The 19,220-nt window shown below is 61.2% G+C and carries 13 protein-coding genes; 4 read left to right on the forward strand and 9 right to left on the reverse strand.

Annotated features, from left to right (window positions below):
- Positions 1-83: 83 nt before the first annotated feature.
- The gene (locus ACW9HW_RS21560; protein ID WP_095192731.1) at positions 84-1,916 is read left to right on the forward strand and encodes a sigma-54-dependent Fis family transcriptional regulator; all 1,833 of its coding nucleotides are present in this window, start codon (positions 84-86) and stop codon (positions 1,914-1,916) included.
- A 218-nt stretch (positions 1,917-2,134) separates the two neighbouring features.
- Here ACW9HW_RS21560 and cysS read toward each other — a convergent pair whose 3' ends face one another.
- Positions 2,135-3,517, reverse strand: coding sequence for a cysteine--tRNA ligase (gene cysS / locus ACW9HW_RS21565; RefSeq protein ID WP_095192732.1), 1,383 nt, complete (start codon positions 3,515-3,517; stop codon positions 2,135-2,137).
- Positions 3,518-3,532: 15 nt separating this feature from the next.
- Positions 3,533-5,230: a glutamine--tRNA ligase/YqeY domain fusion protein gene (locus ACW9HW_RS21570; RefSeq protein ID WP_095192733.1), complete on the reverse strand. Its 1,698-nt coding sequence runs from the start codon at positions 5,228-5,230 to the stop codon at positions 3,533-3,535.
- A gap of 250 nt (positions 5,231-5,480) precedes the next feature.
- Between ACW9HW_RS21570 and ACW9HW_RS21575 the strand changes: the two genes are divergently transcribed.
- Both ACW9HW_RS21575 and lpxH read left to right on the forward strand, forming a co-directional pair.
- On the forward strand, positions 5,481-5,984 hold the full coding sequence (locus tag ACW9HW_RS21575) for a peptidylprolyl isomerase (RefSeq protein WP_095192734.1): 504 nt from the start codon (positions 5,481-5,483) through the stop codon (positions 5,982-5,984).
- Positions 5,981-6,733, forward strand: coding sequence for a UDP-2,3-diacylglucosamine diphosphatase (lpxH, locus tag ACW9HW_RS21580; protein ID WP_095192735.1), 753 nt, complete (start codon positions 5,981-5,983; stop codon positions 6,731-6,733). The genes ACW9HW_RS21575 and lpxH overlap by 4 nt, the downstream gene beginning before the upstream one ends.
- A gap of 126 nt (positions 6,734-6,859) precedes the next feature.
- On the opposite strand, the gene ACW9HW_RS21585 is transcribed toward lpxH, so the two are convergent.
- The 7 genes from ACW9HW_RS21585 to ACW9HW_RS21615 form a co-directional block, all read right to left on the reverse strand.
- Entirely contained in the window at positions 6,860-8,392 is a 1,533-nt protein-coding gene (locus ACW9HW_RS21585) for a DHA2 family efflux MFS transporter permease subunit (protein ID WP_095192736.1), read from the reverse strand.
- A 127-nt stretch (positions 8,393-8,519) separates the two neighbouring features.
- Positions 8,520-9,722, reverse strand: coding sequence for an HlyD family secretion protein (locus ACW9HW_RS21590; RefSeq protein WP_457401695.1), 1,203 nt, complete (start codon positions 9,720-9,722; stop codon positions 8,520-8,522).
- A 15-nt stretch (positions 9,723-9,737) separates the two neighbouring features.
- Positions 9,738-11,207, reverse strand: coding sequence for an efflux transporter outer membrane subunit (locus ACW9HW_RS21595; RefSeq protein WP_457401696.1), 1,470 nt, complete (start codon positions 11,205-11,207; stop codon positions 9,738-9,740).
- Positions 11,197-11,679, reverse strand: coding sequence for a MarR family winged helix-turn-helix transcriptional regulator (locus tag ACW9HW_RS21600; protein ID WP_207266217.1), 483 nt, complete (start codon positions 11,677-11,679; stop codon positions 11,197-11,199). The genes ACW9HW_RS21595 and ACW9HW_RS21600 overlap by 11 nt, the downstream gene beginning before the upstream one ends.
- Positions 11,680-11,916: 237 nt before the next feature.
- Positions 11,917-15,591, reverse strand: coding sequence for a translocation/assembly module TamB domain-containing protein (locus ACW9HW_RS21605; RefSeq protein ID WP_457401697.1), 3,675 nt, complete (start codon positions 15,589-15,591; stop codon positions 11,917-11,919).
- A gap of 11 nt (positions 15,592-15,602) precedes the next feature.
- Positions 15,603-17,330, reverse strand: coding sequence for an autotransporter assembly complex protein TamA (locus ACW9HW_RS21610; RefSeq protein ID WP_095192740.1), 1,728 nt, complete (start codon positions 17,328-17,330; stop codon positions 15,603-15,605).
- Positions 17,331-17,409: 79 nt separating this feature from the next.
- On the reverse strand, positions 17,410-18,060 hold the full coding sequence (locus tag ACW9HW_RS21615; RefSeq protein ID WP_095192741.1) for a GNAT family N-acetyltransferase: 651 nt from the start codon (positions 18,058-18,060) through the stop codon (positions 17,410-17,412).
- A gap of 257 nt (positions 18,061-18,317) precedes the next feature.
- Between ACW9HW_RS21615 and xthA the strand changes: the two genes are divergently transcribed.
- Positions 18,318-19,130, forward strand: a complete 813-nt coding sequence (gene xthA / locus ACW9HW_RS21620; protein WP_095192742.1) for an exodeoxyribonuclease III — start codon at positions 18,318-18,320, stop codon at positions 19,128-19,130.
- Positions 19,131-19,220 lie beyond the last annotated feature (90 nt).

Here is a 19,220-nt window from a genome sequence, read left to right on the forward strand (position 1 = left end):
ACACTGTGCCTTCGCGAGCAGGCTCGCTCCCACAGGGAACTACCCATAACAACAATAAAAGCGTCATACAGAGGCTGACTCAAATGGCCGCACCTGCCCCCGCGTTATCCCACGACGCCATCATCCAGGACTCCTGGAAACGTTGCCGCGCGTTCGGCCTCAACCATCAAAGCACCCCGGCATTCGATCAGTTGCCCGCCGAAGGCATCGCGCAGTTGCTGGAAAGCCAGCATTCATTGGTGCAGACCACCCATCAGGAAGTGCTGCCGTATTACGAGAACATCCTGAGCAACTCCAACTGCCTGATCATGCTCGCCGACAATCAGGGGCAGGTGCTGACGTCCTGGGGCACCCAGCGCTTTATCGAGCCGAGCCTGACCCGTGGCTTCAGCGCCGGCGCCAGCTGGATGGAGCGTTGCAGCGGGACCAACGCCATCGGCACCGCACTGGCCTGCGAGCAGGCGGTGCACATCGAACACGATGAACACTTTCTCAAAGCCAACCGTTTCATGACCGGCTCGGCCGCGCCGATTTTCGACGCCGAGCGCAAGGTCATCGCGGTGCTGGACGTATCCAGCGACAGCTACCTGCCGCCGTCCCACACCCTGGGCATGGTCAAGATGATGAGTCAGACCGTGGAAAACCGGTTGATCCTCAACCTGTTCCACGGCCAGCATTTCCAGCTGACCTTCAACACCGGCCTGAACAACCTCGACAGTCAATGGGCCGGGTTGCTGATCTTCGACGAGAGTGGCCAGGTGCTGTCCGCCAACCGTCGGGCCGACAATCTGCTGGGTGTGCGTTTGTCGCGGGTCAGTGTCGAGAGCCTGTTCAAGGTTTCGTTGCTGGAACTGCTGAATCAACCCGAAGGCCTGCCCTTCTCGCTCCAGGCCTCCGGGCGCAATCGCTTCCAGTGCCTGCTGAAGCGGCCGAAGCAGGCACCGATCCAGGCTCGGGTATTCAGTGAGCCCACCGTCACCGCACCGGCCGCCATCAGCCTCAACACCCTGCACTTCGGCGACAGCCGCGTGGAGAAAGCCGTGCGCCAAGCCGAGCGCCTGCTGGAAAAAGACATTCCGCTGTTGATCCACGGTGAAACCGGCGTCGGCAAGGAAGTCTTCGTCAAGGCGTTGCATCAGGCCAGTTCCCGCAGCAAACAGCCGTTCATTGCCGTGAACTGTGCGGCGATCCCCGCCGAACTGGTGGAATCCGAGCTGTTCGGCTACGAAAAAGGCGCGTTCACCGGCGCCAACCAGAAAGGCAGCATCGGCCTGATCCGCAAGGCGGACAAAGGCACCCTGTTCCTCGACGAAATCGGCGACATGCCACTGCCGACCCAAGCCCGGTTATTGCGCGTATTGCAGGAACGTTGCGTGCAACCGGTGGGCAGCAGTGAATTGTTCCCGGTGGACATTCGCATCATTTCGGCCACCAACCGTTCGTTGCGCGAACAGGTACAGTTAGGGCGCTTCCGCGAGGATCTGTATTACCGCATTGGCGGCCTGACCCTGGAATTACCGCCGCTACGCGAGCGCAGCGACAAACAGGCACTGTTCAAGCGTTTGTGGGAGCAACACCGCGACCCAAGCCAGTGGGCCGGTTTAAGCCGTGAGGTATTGGAGTTGTTCGATCGTCATCCTTGGCCGGGGAATTTGCGCCAGGTCAGCAGCGTGATGCAGGTCGCCCTGGCCATGGCCGAGGAACAACCGGTGCGGCTGGAGCATTTGCCGGATGATTTCTTTGTCGATCTGGAGATGGAACCGGTGGAGACGCCGGAGTCGCTGGTGGTGGATCTTGATGATGCCGAGGCGTTGAATCGGCAGTTGCAGGCAGTTGGAGGGAACATATCCCATCTGGCGCGGCGGCTCGGGGTTAGCCGCAATACCCTTTACAAACGGTTGCGCCAGGCGGAGTAGCGAGCGAGCCGCACTGGCAGTGTTTGGTTTTAAACCTTCGCGAGCAGGCTCGCTCCCACTGGGGATCTGCCTCGCGCACAAAACTCAAACATCACAAAGATCCAATGTGGGAGCGAGCCTGCTCGCGAAGACGTCAGCCTTGGCACTACAGTCCGAGCGCCCTACCGATAAACAAAAACCCGCACAAGGCGGGTTTTGTTTTACAGCCGGTGCAGCAATCAGTCAGCCAGACGCCAGGTCGTGCCGCCCTTGCCGTCTTCCAGCACCACGCCCATGGCGGTGAGCTGGTCGCGGATGCGGTCGGATTCGGCCCAGTCTTTAGCGGCACGGGCCGCCAGGCGCGCAGCGATCAACGCCTCGACTTCGGCTGCATCCACCCGCCCTTCGGCGCCGGCCTGCAGGAAGTCATCGGCTTCGAGCTGCAACACGCCCAGCACGCTGGCCAATTCCTTCAAGCGCGCCGCCAGACCGGCTGCCGCATTGAGATCGCTCTCACGCAGGCGGTTGATCTCACGCACCATCTCGAACAGCACCGCGCAGGCTTCCGGCGTGCCGAAGTCGTCGTTCATCACCTGGGTGAAACGCTCGACGAACGCTTCGCCGCCCGCCGGCGCCACGCTCGGCAGGCCTTTCAACGCGTGGTAGAAACGCTCCAGGGCGCCTTTGGCATCCTTGAGGTTGTCTTCCGAGTAGTTGATGGCGCTGCGGTAGTGACTCGACACCAGCAGGTAACGCACAACTTCCGGGTGGTACTTGTCGAGCACGTCGCGGATGGTGAAGAAGTTGTTCAAGGACTTGGACATCTTCTCGCCATTGATCCGGATCATGCCGCAATGCATCCACGCATTGGCGTAGGTCTTGCCGGTGGCCGCTTCGCTCTGGGCGATTTCGTTTTCGTGGTGCGGGAACTCCAGGTCGCTGCCGCCGCCATGAATGTCGAACGTCTCGCCAAGGCAGCAGGTCGACATCACCGAGCACTCGATGTGCCAGCCCGGACGTCCGGCGCCCCACGGCGATTCCCAGCTCGGCTCGCCCGGTTTGGCGGCTTTCCACAGCACGAAGTCCAGCGGGTCCTGTTTCGACTCGTCGACTTCGATGCGCGCGCCGATGCGCAGGTCTTCGATCTTCTTGCGCGACAGCTTGCCGTAGCCCATGAACTTGCCGACGCGGTAGTACACGTCGCCGTTGCCCGGGGCGTAGGCGTAACCCTTGTCGATCAGGGTCTGGATCATCGCGTGCATGCCGGGGATGTGATCCGTGGCACGCGGCTCCATGTCCGGCTTCTTGATGTTCAGGCGCGCTTCGTCTTCGTGCATCGCCGCGATCATGCGCTCGGTCAAGGCTTCGAACGATTCGCCGTTCTCGTTGGCCCGGTTGATGATCTTGTCGTCGATGTCGGTGATATTGCGCACGTAGGTCAGGTCGTAACCGCTGAACCGCAACCAGCGGGTCACCAGGTCGAACGCGACCATGCTGCGGCCGTGGCCCAGGTGGCAGTAGTCGTACACGGTCATGCCGCACACGTACATGCGCACCTTGTTGCCATCGAGCGGCTTGAAGACTTCTTTGCTCTTGGTGAGCGTGTTGTAGATCGTTAGCACGTTAAATCCTTTGAATCACTGGCCCCACGAATCACGCAGGGTCACGGTACGGTTGAATACCGGCTGACCGGGTTTCGAGTCCTTGATATCCGCGACGAAGTAGCCTTCGCGCTCGAACTGGAAACGGTCTTCCGGCTGTGCGTTGCCCAGCGAGGGTTCGGCACGACAACCGGTGAGTACCTGCAGTGAATCAGGGTTGATGTTGTCCAGGAAGCTGGCGCTGTCTTCGGCCTTCTCCGGGTTCGGAGAACGGAACAGCCGGTCGTACAGACGCACTTCGCACTCGACGCTGGCAGCGGCCGGCACCCAGTGGATCACGCCCTTGACCTTGCGGCCTTCAGGGTTCTTGCCCAGGGTGTCCGGGTCGTAGGAGCAACGCAGCTCGACGATGTTGCCGTCGGCGTCCTTGATCGCTTCGTCGGCGCGGATCACGTAGCTGCCGCGCAGGCGCACTTCGCCGGCCGGTTCCAGGCGCTTGTAGCCCTTTGGCGGTTCTTCCATGAAATCTTCACGGTCGATGTAGATCTCACGGGCGAATGGCAGCGCACGCACGCCCATGTCTTCTTTCGGGTGGCATGGCAGTTCGAGGTTCTCGACCTGGCCTTCCGGGTAGTTGGTGATCACGACTTTCAGCGGGCGCAACACGCACATGGCGCGCGGGGCGCTATGGTCGAGGTCGTCGCGGATGCTGAATTCAAGCATGCCGAAGTCGACCACGCCGTCGGAACGGTTGGTACCGATCATTTCGCAGAAGTTGCGGATCGATTTCGGCGTGTAGCCACGGCGGCGGAAGCCCGACAGCGTGGACATGCGCGGGTCATCCCAACCGTTGACGTGGCCCTCGTCCACCAGCTGCTTGAGCTTGCGCTTGCTGGTGATGGTGTAATTCAGGTTCAGACGGCTGAACTCGTACTGACGCGGATGCGCCGGCACGGGCAGGCTGTCGAGGAACCAGTCGTACAGCGGACGGTGGCTTTCGAACTCCAGGGTGCAGATCGAGTGGGTGATGCCTTCGATGGCGTCCGACTGACCGTGGGTGAAGTCGTAGTTGGGGTAGATGCACCACTTGTCACCGGTCTGGTGGTGGTGAGCGTGGCGGATGCGATACATGATCGGATCGCGCAGGTTCATGTTCGGCGACGCCATGTCGATCTTGGCCCGCAGCACACGTGCGCCGTCCGGGAATTCACCGGCGCGCATGCGGGCGAACCAGTCGAGGTTTTCTTCCACGGAACGATCACGGAACGGGCTGTTCTTGCCCGGTTCGGTCAGGCTGCCACGGTATTCCTTGGCTTGCTCAGGGGTCAGGTCGTCGACATAGGCCTTGCCGGCCTTGATCAGCTCGACGGCCCAGTCGTGCAACTGGTCGAAGTACTGCGAGGCATAGCGCACTTCGCCGGCCCACTCGAAGCCCAGCCATTTGACATCACTTTCGATCGCGTCGATGTATTCCTGGTCTTCCTTGGCCGGGTTGGTGTCGTCGAAACGCAGATGGGTGACGCCGCCGAACTCCTGGGCCAGGCCGAAGTTCACGCAGATCGACTTGGCGTGACCGATGTGCAGGTAGCCGTTGGGCTCAGGCGGGAAACGGGTGACGATCTGCGTGTGCTTGCCCGAGTCCAGGTCTGCCTGGATGATCGGCCGCAGGAAGTTGACCGGCACGGCAGGGCCGGTCTTGGAGTTCGAGGTAGGGTCGACAGTGGGCTTGCTCATAGGATCCTTGGACGTACAAGTGCGTGGCCGGGAGTAAGGGCCTGACAAAACAAAGCCGCTATCATAGCCGATGCCGTCAAGCAGCTGACAGAGCAGGCCGGAAAACCGCTGCATTTAATCGGATGTAAACGAAAAACAGCCTCGAAATTCGCGTGTGTCGCGCTAAACTGCGCTCCTTGGTCGAAGCCGGCCAACACGGTTGCGGGCCTTGCTGCCCCGAAACCCACGAATTCCTTAAAGAGTAGCCAACATGACCCAAGTCAAATTGACCACCAACTTCGGCGACATCGTCCTCGAACTGAACGCTGAAAAGGCACCGATCACCGTTGCCAACTTCGTCGAATACGTCAAAGCCGGTCACTACGAAAACACCGTTTTCCACCGTGTCATCGGTAACTTCATGATCCAGGGCGGCGGTTTCGAGCCAGGCATGAAAGAAAAGAAAGACAAGCGTCCAAGCATCCAGAACGAAGCCGACAATGGTCTTTCCAACGACAAGTACACCGTCGCCATGGCCCGCACCATGGAGCCGCATTCGGCTTCCGCGCAGTTCTTCATCAACGTGGCTGACAACAGCTTCCTGAACCACAGCGGCAAGAACGTTCAGGGCTGGGGCTACGCGGTATTCGGCAAAGTGACCGCCGGCACCGACGTTGTCGACAAGATCAAAGGCGTGGCCACCACTTCCAAGTCCGGCCACCAGGACGTACCAGCAGACGACGTGATCATCGAGAAAGCCGAGATCATTGAGTGATATTGCTGATTTCAGACTTGCATCTGGAAGAGGAGCGCCCGGACATTACCCGGGCGTTTCTGGATTTGCTCGCCGGACGCGCCCGCTCGGCGAGTGCGTTGTACATTCTGGGCGACTTTTTCGAGGCGTGGATTGGCGACGACGCCATGACCCCCTTTCAGCGCTCCATCTGCCAGGCCCTGCGCGATTTGAGCGACAGCGGCACGGCCATTTTTCTGATGCACGGCAATCGCGATTTCATGCTCGGCCAGGCCTTTTGCAAACAGGCCGGCTGCACCTTGCTGAAAGACCCGAGTGTCGTGCAGTTCAACGGTGAGCCGGTGCTGCTGATGCACGGCGACAGCCTTTGCACCCGCGACGAAGCCTATATGAAGCTGCGTCGCTACCTGCGTAACCCCATCACCCTGTTCATCCTGCGGCACCTGCCTTTGGGCACCCGGCATAAACTGGCGCGCAAGCTGCGCAGCGAAAGCCGGGCGCAGACACGGATGAAGGCCAATGACATCGTCGATGTCACGCCCGAAGAAATTCCGCGGATCATGCAGCAATACGGGGTGAAAACCCTGATTCATGGCCACACTCACCGCCCGGCCATCCACAAGTTGCAGCTCGGCGACCAGGCGGCCCGGCGCATTGTGCTGGGTGATTGGGACCGTCAGGGTTGGGCATTGCAGGTCGATGAGCAGGGGTTTGCGTTGGCGCCGTTTGATTTCATCCCGCCGCCGCAATTGGCAGCCCCCGCCAGCTGACGACCAAACACAAAAAATACCTGTGGGAGCGAGCCTGCTCGGGAAGGGGACCTGACAGTCAACAGAGATGTTGGCTGACAGACCGCTTTCGCGAGCAGGCTCGCTCCCACAAGGGTTATGCGGTGTTTAGTGGCCAGCAGAGGCAGCCGGCCCGGCCTTGGCGGTAAACGGTGGTTTGGCCAGCCACACGATCAAGATCAAGCCCATGAACATCCAGCCCAGCAAGGTGAAGTAATCCACCGTGGACATGATGTACGCCTGGCTGATCACCATCTGATCCAGCTGCGTATACGCCTTGGCCCCCGCCCCGCCCAGATGGGTCATGGCCTCGCGGGTCGCCGGATCGAACGGGGTAATGCTTTCGGTCAGGTAGGCGTGGTGCTGGTCGGCGCGACGGATCCAGATCCAGGTGGTCAAGGAAGCCGCGAAGCTGCCGCCCAATGTGCGCAGGAAGGTCGCCAGCCCGGAACCGTCGGCTATCTGGCTCGGCGGCAGGTCCGACAACAGGATGGTCAGGGTCGGCATGAAGAACAGCGCCACGCCGATCCCCATGAACAGCTGCACCATGGCGATGTGCTGGAAATCCACCTCGTTGGTAAAACCGGCGCGCATGAAACAGCTCAGGCCGATGGCCAGGAACGCCAGCCCCGCCAGCAAGCGCATGTCGAAGCGCGGTGCGTATTTGCCGACGAAGGGTGACAGCAGCACCGGCAGGATGCCCAAGGGCGCCACGGCGAAACCGGCCCAGGTCGCGGTGTAGCCCAGGCGGGTCTGCAGCCATTGCGGCAGGATCAGGTTGATGCCGAAGAACCCGGCATAACCCAGGATCAGCACGATGGTGCCGTAGCGGAAGTTGCGGTGGGCGAACAGCCGCAGGTTCACCACCGGATGCTCATCGGTCATTTCCCAGATCACGAAGAACGCCAGGGCGACCACGGAAATCACCGAGCCGATAATGATGAAGCTCGATTCGAACCAGTCGGCATCGTTGCCTTTGTCGAGGACGATCTGCAACGCACCGACACCGATGATCAAGGCGATCAGGCCCACATAGTCCATGGGTTGCCGACGGGTGACCACCGGACGTTTCTTCATCTGTTGCGTGACCACCCACGCAGCGAACAAACCGATGGGCACGTTGATGAAGAAGATCCATGGCCAGCTGTAGCTGTCGGTGATCCAGCCACCGAGGATCGGTCCGGCAATCGGCGCCACCACCGTCACCATCGCCAACAGCGCCAGGGCCATCCCCCTTTTTGCCGGGGGATAGACCGCAATCAGCAGCGTCTGGGTCATCGGGTACAGCGGTCCCGCCACTACCCCTTGCAGGACCCGAAAGCCCACCAGCTCCGGCATCGAGGTGGAAACCCCGCACAGGAACGAGGCGAGCACAAACAACAGGGTTGCCCAGACAAACAACTTCACCTCGCCGAAACGCCGGCTGAGCCAACCGGTCAGCGGCAGGGCGATGGCGTTGCTCACGGCAAACGAGGTGATCACCCAGGTGCCCTGCTCCGAGCTCACGCCGAGGTTGCCGGAAATCGTCGGCAACGCCACGTTGGCGATGGTGGTGTCGAGCACTTGCATGAAGGTCGCCAGCGACAGGCCGATGGTGCTGAGCAGCAGGCTGGGGGGCGTGAAAGAGGCGTTATTGCTCATCGCGAATCCTTTGGGTCGCAGCTAACCCTGTGGGAGCGAGCCTGCTCGCGAAGAGGGAGTGTCAGTTACATCAATGTCGCCTGACACACTGCCTTCGCGAGCAGGCTCGCTCCCACAAAAGTCGGAATCAGCGCTGCGCGGTCTTGCTGACCGCGGCGCTGTTGTCGTGAATCAGCTGAGTGATCATCGCGTCGGCCTCGGCCAACTGACGGTCATAGATGTTGGTGCTGAACGAAGCCTTCTGCGGCGGCTGTTGCGCCAGCACCGGGCCGCTCTGGTCGCGCAGGTCCACATCGACCACAGTCGACAGGCCGACCCGCAATGGATGTTTGGCAAGCTCCTGGGCATTGACGTGAATGCGCACCGGCACCCGCTGCACGATCTTGATCCAGTTACCGGTGGCGTTCTGCGCCGGCAGCAAGGCAAACGCGCTACCGGTGCCGGCGCCGAGGCTGTCGATGGTGCCGCTGTATTTCACGTCGCTGCCATAGAGGTCGGTTTCGATCTCCACGGGCTGGCCGATGCGCATGTCGCGCAGTTGGGTTTCCTTGAAGTTGGCGTCGATCCACAGTTGATCCAGCGGGATCACCGCCATCAGCGCCGTGCCCGGTTGCACGCGCTGACCGAGCTGTACGGTGCGCTTGGCCACATAGCCGGTCACTGGGGCGATCAAGGTGCTGCGGGCATTGTTCAGATACGCCTGGCGCAATTGCGCGGCGGCGGCCATCACGTCCGGATGGGACGAGACCACGGTGTCATCCACCAATGCGCTGGTGGTCTTGAGTTGCTGTTTGGCGTTGGCCAGGGCGTTTTGCGCCGAGGTCAGGTCGTCGCGGGCGTGGGACAGTTCTTCCTGGGAAATCGCCCCACCCGCCGCCAGGTTTTTCCGGCGATTGAAGTTGTCCTGAGCCTTCTGCACTTCGGCTTGCTGCGCATTGACCTGGGCTTTCATGCCGTCGACGTTGCTGTACAAGCCGCGCACCTGGCGCACGGTACGCGCCAGTTGGGCCTGGGCATTTTGCAGACCGATTTGGGCGTCGTTCGGATCGAAATTCACCAGCACCTGGCCTTCCTGGACCAGATCGCCATCGTCGGCGCCGATGCTCACCACGGTACCTGTGACCAGCGGGGTGATTTCCACCACGTTGCCGTTGACGTAGGCGTCGTCGGTGCTTTCGCTCCAGCGCCCGTAGAATTCGTGGTAAGCCCAGACACCGGCGCCGCTCAGTGCGACCACCACGGCAAGGGCCAGCAACATGAATTTACGCTTGCCCGCATTAGGGTTGCCGGGAGCGTTTTCAGACGTTTGAGTTGTATCGGCAGTGGCCATGACAAGTACCTTGAATTAGTGAGTCAGCGTGACTGGAGCGGTGCTGGCCGAGGCAATGGCCTCAGGCTGGAATCCGCCGCCCAGCGCCTGCATCAGTTGGATCGACAGGTCGATCTGCTCGGCATTCAGGTTGGCCAGCTGACGCTGGGCCTGGAGCAATTGCTGCTCGATGCTGAGCACGTCCAGGTAGTTACCGATGCCGGAACCGTACCGCTGGACCACGGTGTTGTAAGAGTCCTGGGCGATCTCGGTGGCGTGCTGCTGGGCAGCGATTTGTCGACCGATATCGCGCAACTGGTTGATGTTGTCACTGACATCCCCCAGCGCTTTGACCAGGCTTTTGTTGTACTGCGCCACCGCGAGGTCGTAATCGGCATCGCGGGCATCGAGGTCGGCACGCAGGCGGCCACCGTCGAAAATCGGCACGGAAATCGTCGGCGCAATGTTGAAGAAACGGCTGGCCGAACCGAACATCGCATCACCCAGCAACGACTCGGCACCGGCGGCGGCACTCAGGTTGAGGTTGGGATAGAAGCGGGTTTTGCCGGCGTCGATGTTCTTGCTCGCCGCCTCGACCCGCCAGCGCGCCGCCACCAAGTCCGGACGTCGGCCGAGCAATTCGGCCGGCAGCACCGACGGCAAGGCAACGGCGCTGGCCTTGAGGATTTGCGGCCGGGCGATTTCATTGCCGCGATCCGGGCCTTTGCCGAGCAGCACGGCCAGGGCGATCTTCGCGCTTTGCAGGCGTTTATCGGCGTCGATCAGACTGGCTTGTGAAGTGGCTTCCAGGCTTTCGGTCTGCTGGAACTGGTACTGGCTGTCGATCCCGGCACTCAGACGACGCTTACTCAGGTCGAGCATCTGTTGGGTGCGCTTGAGGTCCTCGGCGGACAGGTCATAAACGATGTGCGCCTGTCCCAGATCGCTGTAGGCGCGGGCCACGTCGGCAGACAGCGTCAGCTGTGCGGCCTGCTGGTCGACTTCGGCAGCACGGGCCTGGCCCAGTGCGGCTTCCCAGGCATCACGCTGACCGCCCCAGAGGTCGAAGTTGTAATTGAAGCTGGCGCCGATGTTGCGCACGGTCGAGTAGGCATCGCCCTCGCCTCGTGGATCCTGATCCCGGGACAGCCGTGATCGGCTGACGCCGGCGCTGGCATCGAGGGTCGGCATCCGTTCGGCATCAGCGGCGTAGGCAGCGGCGCTGGCCTGATGGGCGCGGGCGTCGGCGATCTGCATGTCGGGGCTGTCGTGCAGGGCCTCGCGGATCAGGCCGTCAAGTTGCGGATCGCCGAGGCTTTTCCACCAGTCACTTTTCGGCCAGGCCGCCGGCGACAAAGTGACGACGCTCAGGGTTTGCCCGGCCTTGAGGCTTTTCGCATCGAGGCTGACGCCTTCGGTGGTCAGGCCGCTGTAATTGGCGCAACCGGCCAGGCTCATGGCCAACAGCACCAGGCTCAGGCCGGTGCGCAGGGTTTTACTGTTCATGGTTGCCACCTAGGCGCAGCACCGTGATCGAGTCACCGGCGGCCAGCAAGATTTTCTTCAGGATCTGTTCCAGGGTTTGCAGTTCTTCCGGGGTGACAGCGCCGGCCAGTTCGTTCATGGCATCGGCACCGATATGCGGCAGGCGGTCAGCCAGATGCTGCCCTTCTTCGGTCAGCACCAGCCGCACCTGGCGGCGGTCCGCTTCGGAGCGTTGGCGGGCGAGGAAACCTTTCTGTTCCAGACGATCGAGCATGCGGGTCATCGAACCGCTGTCCAGTGACAAGTGCCGGCACAGCTCGCCCGGCGAATCGACGCCGAACTGGGCCATGATGATCAACACCTTGAACTGCGCGGCGGTGATGCCGTGGGGCTCCATGTGCGTGTCGATGATCCGGTCCTTGAGCAGCGCAGCGCGCCCAAGCAGGAGACCAAGATGGCAATTGTGGAAGTTGTCCGGGGTGAAATGCTTCATCTGACCACCAATTAGCTGCCTAGGCAGTGAATGTATGTCAAGATGTTACTGCCTAGGCAGCCAATGTCAACGTAATAGTTAGGTTGCTTACTAAATAGCTGACCAAAGGTGTCAGTTTTTGTGGCACACATGCTGACGCCTTCGCGAGCAGGCTCGCTCCCACAGGTACGGTGTGATCCTTGTGGGAGCGAGCCTGCTCGCGAGGGGAGCAACTCGGTTTATGCAAGAAAACGGGGTCTAGAAATCCCGCTTGTAGAAGATGTCCAGCGAACTGGCCACGCCGCCCGCCGCTTCGAGGTAGACCTTTTTGCTCAGTTTGTAGCGCAAGGCGATGGTATTGGCCGGTTCGAACACGCCGACGCCATAGCGCAGGCTGAGCTTTTCGGAGAGGTTGCCGCTGGCGACCACGCTGGTGGTGTTGCCGCTGCCCTGGGTATCGAGCTGGAAATCCTCGATGCCCAGGTTCTTCGCCAGGCCGCCGGTCACCCCGGAACTGCCCATCAGCCCCAACCCGAGCGCCGCCTGGGCGAGCATGTTGTTGTCCTCGCCGCTGGTGCTCAGTGGACGCCCCAGCACCAGGTAAGACAGCGCCTGCTCCTGGCTCATGGCCGGCTCGGAGAAGATTTGCGTGGTCGGCTGCTCGGCACTGCCGCTCAAGCGAATACCGGCGATGACGTCATCGGTCTGGCGGATCGCCTCGATATCGAGGTACGGCTGGTCGATGGGACCGGCAAACAGCAGGCGCGCGCGGCGCACCGTCAGGCGCTGGCCGTAGGCACGATAACGTCCATCGTTGAGCCAAAGCTCGCCACGGGTATCCAGGTTGTCACCGATGTGCACCTGACCTTGCAGGTTCGCCGTAAGGCCGAAACCGGCAAAGCTCAGTTTTTCCTCTCCGACCACCACATCGATGTCCATGACCGTGGCCATCGGTGGTTTGCCCTCTTCGGTCTGCTGGCCGATGATCACCGTGTCATCGGAGACCTTGACCGTCGACGGCGGCAACTCGCGAATGGTGATATCACCTTTGGGCACCCGCACTTTACCGGCGACCGCGAGCTTGTCGTCCTTGATCGAGATTTTCAGGTCCGGCGCCATTTCAAGCTTGGCGTAGGGTTCGACGGTGACCGGCAATTGCGAGCCCTTGAGCGCCAGATCCACCACCAGTGCCTGGCCCCAGGCGATGCTGCCGTTAAGGCTGCCCTGCCCGGTCTTACCACTTTTCCAGCCGCCGTCGAGCTGCACGGTTTCACCGGCGATCACCGCCCGCAGCTGCAAAGCCTCGATCTCCATCGGCAACTCCGGCCCGGACATCTCGCCATCGCTGAGCAGCAGATTGCCGTTGACCTGCGGTGCCAGCAGCGTGCCTGCTATGGTGCCGCTGCCGTTCAAGCGCCCGGTCAGTTTCTCGACCATGGGCACGAACGGACGCGCCACCGACAGGTCCAGGCCGCTCAAGCGGAAGGAACCGCTCACGGGTTTGTTGTTCGCCAGCGGGTTGATCTGCGCCTGCACCATCAGTTCGCCGAGCTTGCCGCCGACGAAGTTCAGATCGGTATCGATGCGCTTGGGCGTGAGTGTGCTGGTGAGTTTCAGGGTCTGGTACGGGAAGTCCAGCCACTGGTCCTTTTCCTTGACCCGCAACGTGCCGCCACTGGCGTCGATGCCGATCTGGCCGTTCGGGCCGCTGGCCGGAACATCCAATTGCACGTCAGCGTTGAGTCGGCCCTGCCAGGCAAAATCCTTCGGCAACCACTGGGCAAGGCTATCGATGGGAAATTGCTTGAGGTGATAACGCAGCTTCGGTTCAGGCATCAAGCGCTGATCCTCACCGCACAGACTGGCCGGCCCGGACATCCAGCAATGGGCGCCGAAGTTGATCTTGCCGTCGGCCAGGCGTTCCAGCTTCGCCGGGCCTTGCAGTTTCCAGTCCTGGCCACCGGCCTGAATATCGCCGCTGGCCAGGCGTCCGCGCCAATTGCCCTTGTCCAGCGCGCCATCCAGCCCAAGGGCCAGTTTCAGCTTCGGCCCTTGCAGGTCGAGGTTCAGCTTCTGGTGCTTGATGTCGCCCTGGCCGCTGGCGGTCAGGGTGCCGAGCGAGGTATCGCCGGTCTGGATGCCGCTGCCCTTGAGGTCGATTTTTGCTCGCTGTGCACTGTCGAGGGTGGCGTCCAGGTTCAGGCTTTGCAGGCGATGATCGGCGAATGCCAGTTGCGAACCTTGCAGCCCGAGTTTGCCTTGGGGGGCCTTGAGTGTGCCGGCGACATCGACCCGGCCATTGATCTGGCCACGCAATTGCGGCCACAGCTGTGCCAGGCGCGGCAACTTGATGTCGATCTGCCCGGCGAGCTTCTGTTGCAGGCTGCCCTTGCCGTTGATGCTGTTGTCACCGAGGCGAATCTGCAGCGCGTTCAGATTCCATTGCTCGCCACCGCCATCGGCCTTGGCTTGCAGCACGGCCGGTTGGCCACGCAGTTTGCCCTTCAGATCAAGGTCGGCGTTGAGGCTGAGCGTTTCATTCTTCATTTCGCCTTTGCTGCGCAACGGTCCGGCAAGAGTGCCCGGCAGTTCCGCGACCCAGTACGCCGGGTTGATCGCCGAAAGATCCAGCGCGGCGTCCCAGGCAATGCCATCGGCGAATTGCAGGTTCAGGTGCCCTTCGGCCTTGCCCTGCCCGGCGGTCAATTGAATCTGTTGCAGATAGATTTTCGTCAGGTCGCCGGCGAACGGGCTGGTCAGGCTGAATGCACCGGCCGGGCCATCCAGCGCGGCGTCGAAGTGGCCGAGGTACTTGCCGTCGGTGTAGGACACTTCGCCTTTGAAGGTGCGCAAGGCGACTTCGGGCTCGTCAATCAGCGGATACAGGCGGTGCCACGGAAAATCCAGCCAATCGACTTTCGCTTCGGCACTCAAGCCTTTGCTCCAGTCCAGTTGCCCGGTGAGCTTGAGGCTTTGCTTGTCGCTGGCTGTCAAATCCAGCGCGGCGATCTGCGCGCCGTTGGCGTCGACCTTGCCTTGCAGCAGCAGCGCCACCGGGCCTTGCTCGGCAGGCAACGTGGCTTTACCGAGCAACTGATAACCGTTTTTCAGATCGCCAGCGCCGCTGACCTCAAGCTGATTGAGTAACAGCGTGTCCGGCAAGTCGGCACTGGCCTTGAAGCCGTCCGCGGTGATGCGCACCTTGGCTGGCAAGTTCTCCACCAGCGGTTGCAGTTCGCCGCTCAGCTGTCCGTTCAGATAGCCGCTGCTGTCGGCTTTCAGGTTCAGGGTTTTGAGCAGGTCGCCATCGACCTTCAGGGCCAGCGCCCACGGTTCAGTACCCGGCGCCGGCAGGGTCAATTTGCCTTCAGCCTTGAGCGGCCAGTTGCCGGTCGGTTGCAGCAGGCCAGACAGATTCAGGCTCAGCTCGTCGCGTTGCAGTCGTACCGAATCGATCTGCAAGCCGTTGACCGTCCAGTGCGCCGCCAATTGCAGGCCTTTAAGCTGTTCGCTGCCATTGAACAGCAGGCTGCCAACCTGAATGTCCCCCAATTCGAGCGCCACGGGCAGCTGCAAATCCGGAAGACTGATCGGCCCGCCGCTCTCTTCCTGCGCACCGGGCGGGAATTGCAGGCTGACCTGATCAGCCTTCAACTGCTCGATACACAAGGTCATGCGCGTCAGGCACAACGGCGACCAGGCGAAAATCACCTTGTCCAGCTCGACACGGCTGGTGTCTTGCTGCCACAGAACACGATCGGCGCTCCATTGCCCGCCCAAGCGCCCCTGGAAATTATCCAGGCTCAACCCCGGTACAAAGCCGAGCGCCCAGCGACTGCCCGTCGCCGTCCCCAGCACCGTGGTCAGCGTCAAAACCACCAACAGCAGCAGCGCCGTGATCGCCAGCAGCGTTACTTTCAAGCCACGCTTCACAAAAACAGGCTTCACAACTCAGGCCCCATGGAAAAGTGCAGTCGAATGCCACCATCGTCGTCCATCGCATGGGCCAGGTCGAGGCGGATCGGCCCCACCGGCGAGACCCAGCGTACGCCGATACCGACCCCGGTCTTGAGGTTCGGCAGTTCGAGGGTATTGAAGGCGTTGCCTTGGTCGATAAAGGTCGCAACCCGCCATTTTTCAGCGACGGAGTACTGATACTCGGCACTGGCGGTGACCATGTAACGGCCGCCGATGCGATCGCCCTGGTTGTTTTCCGGAGACAGGCTCTGGTAGTCGTAACCGCGCACGCTCTGGTCGCCACCGGCAAAGAACCGCAGCGAAGGCGGTATCGATTTATAGCCGTTGGTGGCACTGCCGCCAACCTGTACCCGACCGAGCAAACGGTGCTTGTCGAACACCGTGGTCAGGCCTTTGACCAGCGCCGTGCCGTACAGCAAGTTATTGTCCGAGCCTAAGCCTTCCTTGGCCACTTTGGTTTCGAACTCCAGGCGATAGCCGTTGTGCGGATCGATGCGGTTGTCGCTTTTGAGGTACGAATAGCTCACGCCGGGCATCAACAAGGTGCTGAGCCCGGAGTCATCGCCGAGCCGGTATTCCTCGCGTTGCCACTTGAGCGACACCACCCGCTGCCAGCCGCTGGGTAACTTGCTGTGCCATTCCGGGCCCAGCGTCAGCAATTTGCTGAGGCTATCCTTGTCGGCGATTTCTTCGTTCTGATAACCACCGGCGAAACGCAGTTTGTCGGTCAGCGGTGGGTCCAGCGGGATGTCATAGAAGACGCCGACGTTTTGCCGCGGTGCCGAGATTTCGGTTTCCCAGCCATAGCTGTGGCCCTGTGGATTGACCCAGTGGCGGGTCCAGTTGGCCTTGACCCGTGGGCCGACGTCGGTGGAATAGCCCAGGCCCAGGCCCATGGTTCGCGGCTTGCGGGTTTCCAGTTTGACGTCCACCGGGATAACGTCACTTTTGGCTGTCGTGGGTGTGGCATCCACCCGCACGCTCTCGAAATAACCGCTCGATTGCATCGCTTGACTGAGTTCGGCGATCAGTTCGGAGTCATAGGGCGTGCCGGCCTTGAACGGCACCATGCGTTGCAGCAGATCCTCATCGAACGGTGTGTCGCCCTCGAAGCTGACCTTGCCCAGGGCATAACGCGGGCCGCTGTCGTAGATCAGTTCGATATCGGCCACACCGGCCCGCGGGTCGACAGACAGCTTCGAACGGGTAAAACGGCCGCTGAAAAAACCGTAACGCGAGGCCTGGTTCTGGATCAGGCGCTTGGCGTCGTCGTACTGGCCATGGTTAAGCACGGCACCGGTTTGCAGCGCATGGCTCTTGGGCACACGAAAGGCTTTGAGGGACGCCGCCGGGCCGTCGACACGGATGGTGACGTTGCGCAAATGCACCGGTTCACCGGGCTCGATGTTGAGTATCAGGCGCGGCGTCTTGCCGCCCTTCACATCGCTGTCGATCTGCGGCTGGTAATAACCCAGGGCCTGGGCAGCCTTGCGCGCCTGCTCTTCGGCGCCACGACTGAAGCGCAACAAGGCTTCTTCGTCACGATCGCCGAGACTGCCGATATAGCCCTCTATATTGGCTTTCAGTGCATCGTTGGACGGTTTGATCCGCACATCCAATTCACTTTGGGCCAGTGCCGCGCAGCTGCTGATCAGCATGAGCACGCCACTGGTAATTCTTCCTGGAAACTTCATAGGCGCGGATGCTATCACGGGCATGGATCACGAACATGGGAGCGTGATAGAGCCTGGCGTTGCTGGAAAGTTCTCGCTCTTATGCCGAGGCGGTTTGTACGACCTGAGGATTGGCGTGGAAAAACACATGCTCGCGAATCGGTCCTACGGCCACCTCGCCGATTTCCTCATAACCCTGTCGCTTGTAGAACTCCAGATAGCGCGGATTGCCGGTATCGAGCATCACCCCCTGAGAGCTTTCATCCACCGCGCACCAGTTATGCACCGCTTGCAGCAACTGCTCGCCGAAGTGTTTGCCCTGGAATTGCGGATGAATCCCCAGCAACGGCAGGACATGCACCGCGTCGGACGGGCTGCACGCCGCGACAGCATCGTGATATTCCAGGTAGCGCCGGGTGCAGCGAAAGCCAGTGCTGAGCACCATCCGCAGGCGCCAGGCCCAACTTTCGGTGATGCCCAGCCGACGTTGCGGCGGCGCGATCAGGGCGATGCCGATCAAACGGTCGTTGACCAACAGGCCGATGGCCGGCAAGTCCTGCAGGAAGTGCTGCTTGACCAGTTCCCGTACGGTGGCGCGCACCCGTTGTTCATAGCCGGGGCGTTCCGACTCGAACAGGTAACTGAACGTCGGCTCGTGCCGGTAAGCCTGGTACAACAACGAACGCGCTTCGCGGGAATAGCCGCTGTCGAGCATGTGGATATCGGCGATGGCGGTGGAAGTTTCGGGCATGACGGATGATCTCCCCGGCGCGGCTCGGGTGGCTGCGCTCTTTCTTATGGGTACGAGCCTGGCGGCAGGATTTACCTGCAACATAGAATCTCCCACAAAGGTATAGACCAGACTCGAAACCTGTGGGAGCGGGCCTGCTCGCGAAGAGGCCGGCACTGCCAATGAAGATCTGACTGAAGAAGGCAAATCCCCTCCCCCAACACTGGCCCCATTGCACCATGTCAGCTAGCATCGCCCTTTTGCCAGGACTGCCGACCATGAAGATTGTCTCCTTCAACATCAACGGGCTGCGCGCCCGTCCCCATCAGCTGGCGGCGCTGATTGAAAAGCACCAGCCCGATGTGATCGGCCTGCAGGAAACCAAGGTCCACGATGATCAGTTTCCGCTCGAAGAAATCAAGGCCCTGGGCTATCACGTGTATTTCCACGGGCAAAAGGGGCATTACGGCGTGGCCCTGCTCTCGCGTCAGGAGCCGATTGCGTTGCACAAAGGTTTCGCCACCGATGAAGAAGACGCGCAGCGGCGCTTCATCTGGGGCACATTCGCCGACGCCAATGGCGTTCCGGTGACCATCATGAACGGCTATTTCCCACAAGGTGAAAGCCGCGACCACCCGACCAAATTCCCGGCCAAGCAACGTTTCTACAGCGATTTGCAGCAACTGCTGGAAAGCCAGTTCAAGAACGAACAGCCGCTGGTGGTCATGGGCGATGTGAACATTTCCCCGGAAGACTGCGACATCGGGATTGGCCCGGACAACATGAAGCGCTGGCTGAAAACCGGCAAATGCAGCTTCCTGCCGGAAGAGCGCGAGTGGATGGCCCGCTTGAAAAACTGGGGCCTGGTGGACAGCTTCCGTCACCTCAACCCTGATGTGGCCGATCGTTTCAGCTGGTTCGACTACCGCAGTCGCGGTTTTGAAGACGAGCCCAAGCGCGGCCTGCGCATCGACTTGATCCTGGCGTCCCACGGCTTGCTGTCTCGGGTCAAGGATGCGGGCGTGGACTACGAGCTGCGCGGCATGGAGAAACCGTCGGATCATGCACCGATCTGGCTTGAATTGAGCTGATCTCAAGCACAGCGCAATTCCCCCCTTGTGGGAGCGAGCCTGCTCGCGAAGGCGGCGGATCTATCGACATCTCTTTTGGATGACAAACCG

This window comes from Pseudomonas sp. SDO5532_S415 (genome assembly GCF_054071155.1).